This window comes from Anaerophaga thermohalophila DSM 12881, from assembly GCF_000191885.1.
Classification (GTDB): domain Bacteria; phylum Bacteroidota; class Bacteroidia; order Bacteroidales; family Marinilabiliaceae; genus Anaerophaga; species Anaerophaga thermohalophila.
The window spans coordinates 36176-48031 of the sequence record NZ_AEWI01000003.1 but is presented as its reverse complement, the minus strand read 5'-3'; the positions used below and the strand labels follow the sequence as shown (position 1 = coordinate 48031).

The 11856-nt window shown below is 39.5% G+C and carries 8 protein-coding genes and 1 tRNA gene; 8 read left to right on the top strand and 1 reads right to left on the bottom strand.

The window, feature by feature from the left end; translation table 11 throughout:
* The first annotated feature begins 539 nt into the window (after positions 1–539).
* The 8 genes from crcB (at position 540) to ATH1_RS22700 (ending at position 8717) form a co-directional block, all read left to right on the top strand.
* A complete protein-coding gene (crcB, locus tag ATH1_RS0101780; RefSeq protein ID WP_029163908.1) occupies positions 540–917 on the top strand; it encodes a fluoride efflux transporter CrcB in 378 nt (125 codons plus the stop codon).
* 1 nt (position 918) lies between these two features.
* Positions 919–1275 (top strand): DUF190 domain-containing protein, encoded by a 357-nt coding sequence (locus ATH1_RS0101775; RefSeq protein ID WP_010416736.1) that lies wholly within the window; start codon positions 919–921, stop codon positions 1273–1275.
* 468 nt (positions 1276–1743) lie between these two features.
* A complete protein-coding gene (locus tag ATH1_RS0101770; RefSeq protein ID WP_010416734.1) occupies positions 1744–4077 on the top strand; it encodes a glycoside hydrolase family 3 N-terminal domain-containing protein in 2334 nt (777 codons plus the stop codon).
* 343 nt (positions 4078–4420) lie between these two features.
* Positions 4421–4493: transfer RNA gene (locus ATH1_RS0101760), tRNA-Arg, on the top strand.
* A 259-nt stretch (positions 4494–4752) separates the two neighbouring features.
* Positions 4753–6009: a site-specific integrase gene (locus ATH1_RS0101750; protein ID WP_010416726.1), complete on the top strand. Its 1257-nt coding sequence runs from the start codon at positions 4753–4755 to the stop codon at positions 6007–6009.
* 743 nt (positions 6010–6752) lie between these two features.
* The gene (locus ATH1_RS22705; protein ID WP_081467413.1) at positions 6753–6896 is read left to right on the top strand and encodes a sigma factor-like helix-turn-helix DNA-binding protein; all 144 of its coding nucleotides are present in this window, start codon (positions 6753–6755) and stop codon (positions 6894–6896) included.
* A gap of 53 nt (positions 6897–6949) precedes the next feature.
* A complete protein-coding gene (locus ATH1_RS0101740; protein WP_010416720.1) occupies positions 6950–8125 on the top strand; it encodes a glycoside hydrolase family 172 protein in 1176 nt (391 codons plus the stop codon).
* A gap of 409 nt (positions 8126–8534) precedes the next feature.
* On the top strand, positions 8535–8717 hold the full coding sequence (locus tag ATH1_RS22700; RefSeq protein WP_010416717.1) for a DUF4372 domain-containing protein: 183 nt from the start codon (positions 8535–8537) through the stop codon (positions 8715–8717).
* An 89-nt stretch (positions 8718–8806) separates the two neighbouring features.
* On the opposite strand, the gene ATH1_RS0101730 is transcribed toward ATH1_RS22700, so the two are convergent.
* Complete coding sequence (locus ATH1_RS0101730) at positions 8807–11581, bottom strand: hybrid sensor histidine kinase/response regulator transcription factor (RefSeq protein WP_010416713.1); 2775 nt, start codon at positions 11579–11581, stop codon at positions 8807–8809.
* Positions 11582–11856 lie beyond the last annotated feature (275 nt).

Below are 11856 nucleotides of genomic sequence, written 5' to 3'. Positions count from 1 at the left end.
ATGAAACGAGCATGGCAAGGTTTGTCACAAAAGAACATGTATAATTAACCTCTAATCATCAAAGAAACCAAAAACAGTGAACAGATTCTTCGTCGTTACCTCCTCAGAATGACATTAGACAGTCTGTCATTCTGAGCGGAGCGAAGAATCTTATATTAATTAAAGCATAATAAATTGTATCATTCCAATAACTTAGACTAATTTTATACGGATAAAAATGTTAGGATTGTTAGGATTGTTAGCTAATGTAATAAAACTTATAATATTCTAACAACTAACACATTAACAATATTAACAACTTTAACAATTCTAACAACCGTAACAATTTATTAAATGTAAGATGAAACAAGCATGGCAACGTTTTCCACAACAGAACATGTATAAGTTCTTGCATGCGAGTTCCATCCGACCTTAATAAATAAATTTTATACGGATGAAATAAAGTTGAATATATATGCATAAAAGCGTTTGTTGATTATCGTGCTTTCTCACCGTGTCCCCATTTTATTATCTTTGTTTTAACATTCAATTTAATCTCAATGGTCAAGGCGATGCTCATAGCCGGTTTTGGTGGATTTATCGGTACCATCTTACGGTTTTTTATTTCACGATACATTCAGGTTTTCTTTGTTTCCACTTTTCCCTGGGGAACTTTACTGGTGAATATTGCAGGTAGTTTTCTGATCGGTGTATTTTTTGGTATTTCGGGAAAGGGTCAGTTTATGACGGCCGAATGGCGATTGTTTTTAACTGTTGGACTGTGTGGCGGATTTACTACTTTCTCGTCTTTCTCCAACGATGCTCTGTTGCTTTTAGAAAACAATGAATTTTTTCGATTTGCAACGTATACAGGATTAAGTTTTTTGTTTGGTCTTATCGCAGTATTTCTTGGGCGGATGCTTATTAAAATGATTTGATATGAAGGCAGTTACAAAATCATCCATGCTTCGGATTTATATTAGCTCAACGGATAAGGACGGGCATCAGCCATTGTTCGAGTCGATTGTTTTCAAAGCCCGTGAAGCAGGAATTTCAGGGGCTACAGCTATCAGAGGCGCTTTGGGGTTTGGCGCCAGTTCGGTCATTCATTCATACAAATTCTGGGAGGTTGCAGAAAAAGTGCCGATGGTGGTGGAAATCATTGACAGTGATGATAAAATAGACGCCTTTTATGAAAACATATCCCCCATGCTCGAAGATATGCGCTATGGTTGCCTTGTAATTCGGGAAAGAGTGGATATTTTGCTTAATAAAAAGGGAAAAAAGATAAATTAAAGCAATGAGTCCGGTCTAAGAAGCATCTTTATTGCCGAACTCGTTTTTGTTTTAAATTTTTATATCTTCATTAACAATAAGGTAACTCTGGTAAAAAATTTAAAACATCTGGATTTTGATAAAAAAATGCTTTTTATACTGCACTCAGTGATAGATTTGTTCCTGTTTGCAGATTGTCTTTAACCAGGACAATGTATAACTCAATATAACGAAGGTTAAGAAGATATTGCTTTTTTCCCCGGCTTTACAGACGGTTTACTACTAAAGGGTACCCGTCTGTAAAGCCGGAAAATGTTGTAGCAAATCAAGTGTCTGTTCAGGAAGTGTCATTTACAAGGCTTCCGAAGTCCGAAAATACGGAGTTTGTTTCTCGTATATGAGTAATTTTCGGATAAGCGTAACACAGTAAATGATACTTTACGGGCAGACACTAAATTACTAATAAAACCAACTAATAAAACGAAAACCATGAAACGAAATTTTGTTTTTTTACTGGCAATAGTGGTGTTGAACGCCTGTACAGCCAAGGAAAGCGCGAAACCTGTAATAGCCAAAAATCAGGAGATTGAGCAAAAAGTTGAAGCGCTGTTGAACCGGATGACTCTGGAAGAAAAAATCGGGCAAATGACCCAGTTGACCATTGATGTACTGGGCGAGCCAGAAACTATTTATCAGGGTGATTTTCAACTGAGCGAAGCCAGGATGGATACCGTGTTTGGTGTCTATAAAGTGGGTTCCATTCTTAACACACCCGGCACAATAGCTCAGACCAGAGAGAAGTGGCATGAGATTATCAGCAAAATTCAGGAGAAATCCATGGAGGAGATCGGGATTCCTTGCATTTACGGATTGGACCAGATACATGGTTCAACTTATATTCTGGATGGCACAATGTTTCCCCAACCTCTCAACATGGGCGCTACTTTTAACCGTTCTTTGGTTCGCAAAGGCGGTGAAATAACGGCTTATGAAACAAAAGCAGGGAGTGTGCCCTGGACTTTTTCTCCGACTTTAGACCTTGGGCGTGATCCCCGCTGGCCCCGGATGTGGGAAAACTATGGTGAAGATGCTTTTGTGAACGCCGTAATGGGACGCGAAGCCGTTTTAGGTCTCCAGGGTGATGACCCAAATAAAATAGGCAAAGAACAAATTGCCGTTTGCCTGAAACATTATATGGGGTATGGCGTGCCTTTTTCGGGAAAAGACCGCACACCTGCAATTATCAGTGAACAACAACTGCGTGAGAAGCATTTTGCCCCCTATTTGGAAGCCATAAGAACAGGGGCCTTGTCAGTGATGTGCAACTCCGGCTCTGTTAACGGTATGCCTGTTCATGCCAGTTACGAATTACTTACAGAATGGCTGAAGGAGGATTTGAACTGGGACGGAATGATTGTAACCGACTGGGCCGATATCAACAATCTCTACACGAGGGAAAAGGTTGCGGAAAACAAGAAAGAAGCTATTAAACTGGCCATCAATGCTGGTATTGATATGGCCATGGAACCCTACGACTGGGATTTCTGCATTCTTTTGAAAGAGCTGGTTGATGAGGGTGAAGTGAAAATGAGCCGCATCAATGATGCAGTACGCAGGGTGTTACGAATGAAATACCGCCTGGGCTTATTCGAGACGCCGGTTTACGATACCGAAGATTTTCCGTTGTTCGGAAGCGAAGAACATGCCCAGGTGGCCCTGGAGGCCGCTGAGGAATCCATGGTTCTGCTCAAAAATGAAAATGATATTTTGCCTTTAGCCGATGGAAAGAAAATTTTGGTCACCGGTCCCAATGCCAACTCAATGCGGACCCTTAATGGTGGCTGGTCGTACACCTGGCAGGGAAAAGGAGCAGATAAGTTTGCTGCTGAGCACAATACAATACTGGAAGCTTTTAATGAAAAGTTTGGCGACAATAATGTGGTTTACCAGCCAGGGGTTACCTATAACAATGCCGGTGAGTACTGGGAAGAAAACGAGCCTGAAATAGATAAAGCAGTGGCTGCAGCCTATGGTGTTGATGTTATTTTTGCCTGCATCGGAGAAAATTCCTATTGCGAAACACCCGGAAACCTATCCGATCTTACTTTGTCGGAAAACCAGTTGAATCTAGTAAAAGCACTCAGTAAAACCGGGAAACCGATTGTTCTGGTTCTGAATGGGGGCCGTCCACGTGTGATCAGTGAAATTGAACCCCTGGCCGATGCGGTGGTCGATATTATGTTGCCCGGGAATTATGGTAGCGATGCTCTGGCCAATCTCATCAGCGGCGAAACGAATTTCAGCGGTAAATTGCCTTTTTCTTATCCTAAGGCGGTTAACTCACTTGGCAGTTACGATTACAAACCAAGTGAACACACCGGAACCATGGAAGGAGTCTATAACTACAATGCACAGATGTCGTTTCAGTGGGCTTTTGGTTATGGGTTGAGTTATACCGGTTTTGAATATGAAAACTTTTCTGTGGATAAAACATCATTTACAGCTGAAGACGATCTGACATTTACCGTGGATGTTACCAATACCGGCGATCGTGCAGGAAAAGAAAGTGTACTGTTGTTCAGTAGTGATCTGGTTGCGTCGCTGACTCCGGATGTACGACGCCTGCGTGCCTTCAAAAAAATAGAATTACAACCGGGTGAAACCAAAACAGTGACTTTAACGCTAAAAGGTTCTGACCTTGCTTTTGTGGGGAAAGACGGTAAGTGGATATTGGAAGAAGGAGATTTCCGTATTCAGACCGGTGATCAGGTGTTGGATATTGCCTGCACGAAGACTAAAAAGTGGGAAACACCAAATATTTAATTCGGGAAGCCTTATATTGCAGCTTTTTGTTTGGACAAAATATCAAAGAGGGTGTCTAAACAGTAATTCTTTGGAAAAACTAAAAACAATACTTGCGACAGCAAGTATTGTTTTTCAATTATTTACACATAGTTGTACAAAGCACATCACGGAGATTCACAGAGAAAAAATGAACTGTTTATGCTGCACTCACAGGTTAAAAGATAATTACCTTGTCACTGTCGACCACCAGGTCTGTTAATTCGGCCATTGTACTGAGTTGGGTACCCTCGATAAGCTGATCCTCTTTAGTCATAGCCGGTTTGACTAATGCATAAAAAATTCTATATTTGCTGCGCAAAATGGTCCCGTAGTTTAACTGGATAGAACGTAGGATTCCGGTTCCTATAGTGGGGGTTCGAGTCCTCCCGGGATCACAGAACCATATTCATCTAAAAACATTAAGCTGTAAATCGATTGATTTACAGCTTTTTAATTTTTAGTCCCATTCATTTAAAACCATAAAAAAACACAACGTTGGTGAACAAATTTTTTTCGTAAATTTGTTCACCAGCATCGCCATTAAAAACTGGTTGACTGTTTGTTACAAAAATTCTCGTTTCATTTTTCCGGTGATTTTTGAGGATTTCGGAAGCCATTTCCGGTGAACAAATTCAAACATTAAACACAGTTGTCATGGCAAACACTCAAAACTTCACCGTCGGATTTATCATCCGCACAGGCCGCCTTAGTCAGGGGAGAGCGCCCATTTTTGCAAGGATATCTATCGATGGCAAGCGCACCGAATTCTCGGTAAAGCGTAGCATCCCTCCAGAATTGTGGAACAAGGAAGCTGGCAAAGTCAGACCCAAATCCAAAGAAGCCGCAGAAATCAATCCCTTCCTGGACAAGGTTAGAAAAAGGCTCCTGGAATGTTACTCCGAAGCATTGCTCTCGGGAAAAGTCATTTCCGGCCAGTACATCAAAAATCTATTCTTTGGCATTGAGCAGGAATCCGTCAAAACCACTGATGACCTGATTGAATACCACAATACCACATGTCGGGACAAGCTTGCCCCCAGAACCTTTGCTCATTACAAAACCACCCAGAAGTATTTCCGTGAGTTTTTGCAAAAAAAGATGAAAACACCGGCCATCCCTGTCCGATCCATCGATTATAAACTACTTGTCGATTTTGAAATTTTCCTGCGGAAAAAGCAGGGATTAAACGGGGACGGCAGCCTGGACACCAACACCACCATGAAGCACTTTTGCCGGATCCGCAAGATGCTTAATCTGGCCGAACGACTGGAATGGATTCAAACCAACCCGTTTAAGAACTACAAGATTGCTTATGACAAAAAAGACCGCGGCTTCCTTTCTGAAGATCAGCTCAAAACCTTGCGGGATCTGGATTTTTCAATTCCCCGCATTCAGCTGGTCAAGGACCTGTTTGTCTTTTCCTGCTACACCGGCATAGCCTATGTGGATTTGCAATATCTCACCCATGACAGCCTCATCAAAGGCATAGACGGGCAGGCATGGCTCTCTTTCCAATGGCATAAGACCAAAAATTCGGTCAAACTACCGGTTTTGCCCCAAGCCCTTGAAATCATTGAGTCTTACAAGAACCATCCAACCCTGGAAGGCAAACCCTGGCTTTTCCCACGCATTTCCAACCAAAAGTTAAATGCCTACCTGAAAGAAATTGCCGATCTCTGTGGCATCAAGGAGCGGCTCACCTTCCATATGGCCCGGCACACTTTTGCCACAACCGTCACTTTAAGTAACGGGGTACCTATCGAAACTGTCAGCAAGGTTCTTGGTCACAGCGATATCAAAACCACTCAGATCTACGCCAAAGTCATTGAAAACAAAGTGGCCGATGACATGTCCAATCTCAGAACCCGCCTGGATGATGGCGGGCAGAAAGAATCCAAAGCAGCCCGCTAAGAGAGATCACTTTATTTCACTTTATTTTTTTAGTGTCGTTTTAAGCCTTGTGATGGGCTGAAGCGGCACTTTTTTATTTTTCAAAAACAATCAACGATTTTGTTTTATAAATGAAGCTTATTATTTTTAAATACCTAACCTGGCATAGCCAGAACCAAACAGGTTGCAAATATCTCATGAATAATTGAAGGAAGTGCCCGGCAAGTGTTGTATTAAAAAGTTATGAATGGGCCAAAGCACAACGTCAACTGGGCAACTGGGTCGTGTGCGGAAACCATTCAACAATCGAAAAAGATGTCTTCGAAATTCTTTTAAAAGGTTCGCAGCCTTTAATTCTGGTTTTGGCCCGCAATATGAAAAGCCGCTGGGATGAAAATATTAAAGCCGCACTAACCCAGAACAGACTCTTAATTATAAGTCCTTTCCCGGAAAATGTAAAACGAATAACCCGGAAAACTGCTTATCACCGAAATCTTGAAATCATCAATATGAGTGATAGTCTGACTGTAGGACACGTAACTCCGGGAGGACAATTAGCGAAACTACTTGATGATAAAAATTTTAGTTGTCTATAAAATGCCTTAAAATTTTGTATGTATGCGTATACGTGTTCTAGCCCCTTGTTGAAGATATTTTTGTTATTTTAGAGCTCATAAAAGATAGTCTTGTTGGTGAAATGGTGAAGTGTCATTTTTTTGTCTTGACACCTCTAAGACACACATTATCAGAGTAATAAACAAGCTATCTTTTGTTTTTTTTACTGCAAAAAGCTCAATTTAGGTTATCAGCAAATAGCTGATGAACTGGGTTTGTCCGTAAGAACTGTAGAAAATCAAATTACCAAAGCTCTTAAAATTTTAAGAGAACAAATGAGGGATTATTACTAATTATCAACATTTTTAAGTCATAAACCGTGAAACTATTCTAAATTTTCAATGTCATGAAAAAATTAACGTTACTTTTTGCAAGTATTTTTCTTTTGGTGAGTGCCCAGGGCTATTCACAAATGCCGGAAAGCGAATTAACAGGATTGGCCAAAATCAAAAGCGGGGCCCAATCTAAAAGAATCAGTAGTTACGATCGCAGCGGAGGCAACGACGACCGTTATGCAAACATTCAGCCAGGAGAAGAACTGGTTATGGCCGACATTGACGGGGCCGGCATTATTAATCACATCTGGATAACCATTGCCCCGCCTCCCCATGACCTGAGCCGGAATAACATTATTCTTAAAATGTACTGGGACGGAGAAGAAGAACCGTCTGTACTGTCGCCTATTGGTCCGTTTTTCGGCCAGGGATGGGAAGAAGAATACGCCTGGAGCAGTCTGCCCTTAGCAGCTGGTCCTAGCGGTGGGAAAGCACTAACAAGTTATTTTGCAATGCCTTTTTCAGAGAATGCCAAAATTGTAATTGAAAACCAAAACGATCGCCCCATTGATGCTTTCTACTATTATGTCGATTATGTGGACTTGGAAGAATTACCTGAAGACATGGGCCGCTTCCACGCATGGTATAATAAAGAACTTACCGAAGCCCTTGAAGATGGTGAAAACGAATGGGGAGTATTAGGTCCGCAAGAAGAAAATCCCGATGGCAAAGAAAACTACCTAATCGCTGATATTAAAGGGAAAGGTCAGTTTGTAGGGGTGAATTATTTTGTTGATAACCCATCACCTATGTGGTATGGTGAAGGTGATGATATGATATTTATTGACGATGAGGTAACCCTCCATGGTACTGGTACTGAAGACTACTTCAACACTTCCTGGGCCCCAAAAATCCTCTTTTCCCATCCGTATTTCGGGTATGGAAGAGTGAATGATGAGAGTGGCTGGCTGGGCAGAACTCATGCATTTCGGTTTCATATCCAGGACCCCCTATATTTCAATGAGTCTCTAAAGTTTACCATCGAACATGGGCATAATAATTGTCTAACGCTAGATATCGCAACAGTTGCGTACTGGTATCAGGACGAGGCCGTCGGTGTACCTGAAATTCCCGGGAAAGAAGCCAGGAAGCCAATGCCCCACATCGGTGCAGTTGAAATTCACAAATGGCGCCACGAATGGAGAAAAAGCAAAGGTAGTGAACCCGATCTCTGGGGGAACGAATAGTTAACAAAAAGCCATCAAGCCCCGGCTTGAACAAACCGCTCAAGTCGGGGACTTGAACTGGGTTATAGGAAAGTCCCAAACCTGATAACAGATACCACTTTCAACAACCTTAAAAAGGCAATAATAAGTCCTAAATTGGATTCTCGTGGTATAAAAGGTTTCTGAAAATGGACTCAAAAATTTATTTAAACGCGTTAAAACAAACATGGAATTTTTATTTCATAAATCTGCCACAAAAATGGATGCATAAAAAAATTACGAACTCACCTGCCGTCAGGCAGATTCCATTAGACCAATAACTTATAAAATAATCACTACTGACCGATTAAAAAATCAGTAAAAAGGGACTACCGCCGCAAGGTTTCGCCCCAATGTTGTAAGTTTGTTTTGCGAAACAAAAAACTACTACATGGGCAAAGATACAACAAAGCATTTAATCGGTCAGCTGATCTTCAAACAGGTTATGAAAATGCTTCCGAGAGAACCGTTCGACCTTTTGGTAGGGCAATGCGGTAGAGACCGCTATTACAAGTACAAGTCATTTTTTGCGTGGGAACAGATAGTGTCATGTCAAGTTAAAACTGACGGATAAAGTCTTTTTAGTTTTATCCGAGAGTCTTTAGTTGTAAATTGACATTCCCGGGACCTATTCAAAATGTTTTTCTAAACCCCATTTTCTTACTAATTTCCATCCATTTTCAAAAATTCAGAAGGACTTGCTCCAAATTCTTCACGAAATCTTTTAGTGAAATAAGCTGGCGAAGTAAATCCTACGTCCAAAGCTATACTAGAGATATTTCCCTGTTTTTCCTTTAAAAGTTCCAACCCTTTAAAAAGTCTGAATTTATTAATATATTCTGAAGGAGTAAGACCCGTTAACCTTTTCATTTTGCGATAAAGGTGAATTCTGGACATGCCAATTTTTTGACTTAATTCTTCAACTGAAAACTCTGATGCAGAATAGTTTGATTCCAAAAAATAATTTAATTTGTTCAAAAAATCCTGGTCAATGTTGGAAATTATCTCGGAATTATCCTTCGCATTAATTTTCCAAAAATTCTTTTGGTATTGTTGCCTAAGATTTTCTCGGCTTTCAATCATTTTTCTGATTCGAACTTTAAGAAAATGGGGGTTAAAAGGTTTTTCAATATAAGCATCTGCGCCTGTTTCAATTCCTTCAATTTTTCGTTCTGTCCCGGCCTTGGCTGTAAGCATAATTATTGGAATATGACTTGTCTCAAGATTGTTTCTTAAAGTCTTGGTTAATTCAATACCATCAATTTCCGGCATCATTAGGTCCGTTAGTATCAAATCAAAATGGTTCTTTTCAATAAGTTCTAAAGCCTTCTTCCCGTCTGTTGCCTCTTTGATTTTATACTCTTTTGATAACAATCGTATAAGATAATTTTTTAATTGTTGATCATCTTCCACAACTAATATGGAGGGCTTTTTTTGAAGATTAGGCCATGGTGCGAAGTTATTTTTTTCTTTAGATGAAATTTCCATTTCTGGTTCTGGAATTTTTGGAAGGGTTGACTGATTTTGAATTGTACTTGCATATTCTTTTCCTTGTGGTATAACCACAGTAAAAGTGGTGCCGTTTCGTCCGTCACTTCCAATTTTAATATGACCTTTATGAAGTTCAATAAATCCTTTGGACAAGCTGAGACCTATTCCCGTTCCCATTGTTCTATGTTGTTTTTGCTGATAAAAGGGCCGAAATATTTGTTTTTGTTCTTCTGGCGGAATGCCCGGCCCTGTATCGGATATTTGGATTAAGGCATTGTTGCTTGAATCAATTCTGACCTTAAGAACTATTTTCCCATTCATCGGGGTGAATTTGAAGGCATTAGAAAGTACATTAAAAACAACCTTGTCTATTTTATCAACATCTATCCACATGAAATAATCTGATATTGGGCAATCATAAAGAAACTCTATTTCTTTCTGTCGAGCCAAAGGTGCAAAAGCATTATATATGTTTTTAATAAACCCACTGAGCCTTATTTTGGAAATATTTAGCTGCAGTTCGTTTGTGTCCATTTTTCTAAAATCCATTAGTTGATTAATAAGTCTTAATAATCTTTCAGTATTTTGTTTGACCAATGTTATGTTGTTTTCCAAAAATTCATGGCTAATCGGTCCTGAAGGATTTTTTATTTCTTCATGAATCTCATTAATTGGAGATTGTATTAATGTCAGGGGAGTTCTTATCTCATGGCTAATATTGGTGAAAAATCTGAGCTTTGCCTGAGTAGCTCTTTCTACTTCTTTATTCATTTTTTTAATCTGATTATTTTGAAGAGCTAACTTTTCTTTTTGTTGTTCAATCGCTTTGTTCTTCTGGTCCAATTCGCTGTTTCTGCGTCTGATCATAGAATAGTAGTAAGTCAGCCAAAGAGATAATAAAACCAAAGACAATAGGCTAATTAATGCAATATGTAGAAGTGATCTTTGATCGTTGAATTGTTGTTTTTGCTTTCGAATACGTTCCGTTTGCTTATTAAGAATTTCTTGATAAGCCATGACTTGGTCCAGCTGTAATCTTAAAACCGTTACATTAGAACTGTCAACAACTGAAGTTCCCAAAATATTGTGTTTTTTATAGGATTGTCCGGTTAAAATGGAGCGGGCTACTTCAATAGCCTTTTTACCTCCAGTTGGATAAATGAATGAAGCCTGAAGTACTCCTTTTTCTACAAGTTCCATTCCCAGGTTAGGTAAGGCATCAATGCCTATTATAAAAAGATCGTTAATGTTCATTTCTTCTGCAACTTTTCTGGCACTTCGTGCCATTACGTCATTGTGTCCAAAGACAATGTCAAACTCATGTTTTTTTAAAGCGGGTCTTGCTACTTTTTTTGCTACTTCCGGTAGCCATTTACCATCCACACTTTCAACGATCTCAAGGTTTGGGTAATTGGCGAGACCCTCGACAAATCCCTGGTGCCGTTCTTGGGCCGGACTTGAACCGTCCATCCCTCGAATCTCAAGAATTTTTCCTTCTCCATTTTTAATATTTGCAATATATTCAGCAACATCTTTCCCTATTTGATAATTATCAGCACCAACAAATGCACTGTATTCGTCTGATTGGATTTTCCGATCAATTATAATAGTGGGTATGCCACTTTTGTATGCTTCCGTTGCTATGGAAGTTATTGGTTGGGATTCATTGGGTGATATTATTAGTAGATCAACATCCTGATTAATTAATTCCTGAATTTGAAGTTCTTGTCTTCTAGTATTTTCCTCAGCATTCAAAATGGTAAGTTCAATTTCCGGATAAAGTGCCGCAGTCATAACCATTTCCTTATTCATAGTTTCCCGCCAGGCATCTGAAGCACATTGCGAAAAGCCTACATGAAAACTGTCTTTTTCTTCTTGTTTGCATTTAACTGAAACAAATTGCAATAAGAAAAGAAAAAGAAAAAATATGATGGGAAACTTTTTCATAAGTTAACAAAGTGATTATTCCAAATTAAAAAAATCAAAACAAATTTTATTCTTTTTTCAAAGATAAGTGATCGGAACTTAATCACCCCATTATGGAGCATAAGAAATGTTACAAATCATGTAACATCCATTGCTGTCGGGGTTTGAGAGTTTTGTTTGAAACTAAATTTATATCATTTGTAACATTAGACATCGAAGGTTGGACGTAAACATCTCTACATTTGACTAATGAAAATTTAACACGAAAAGTTTTGGCAGCTTCAATTTTAACAAAA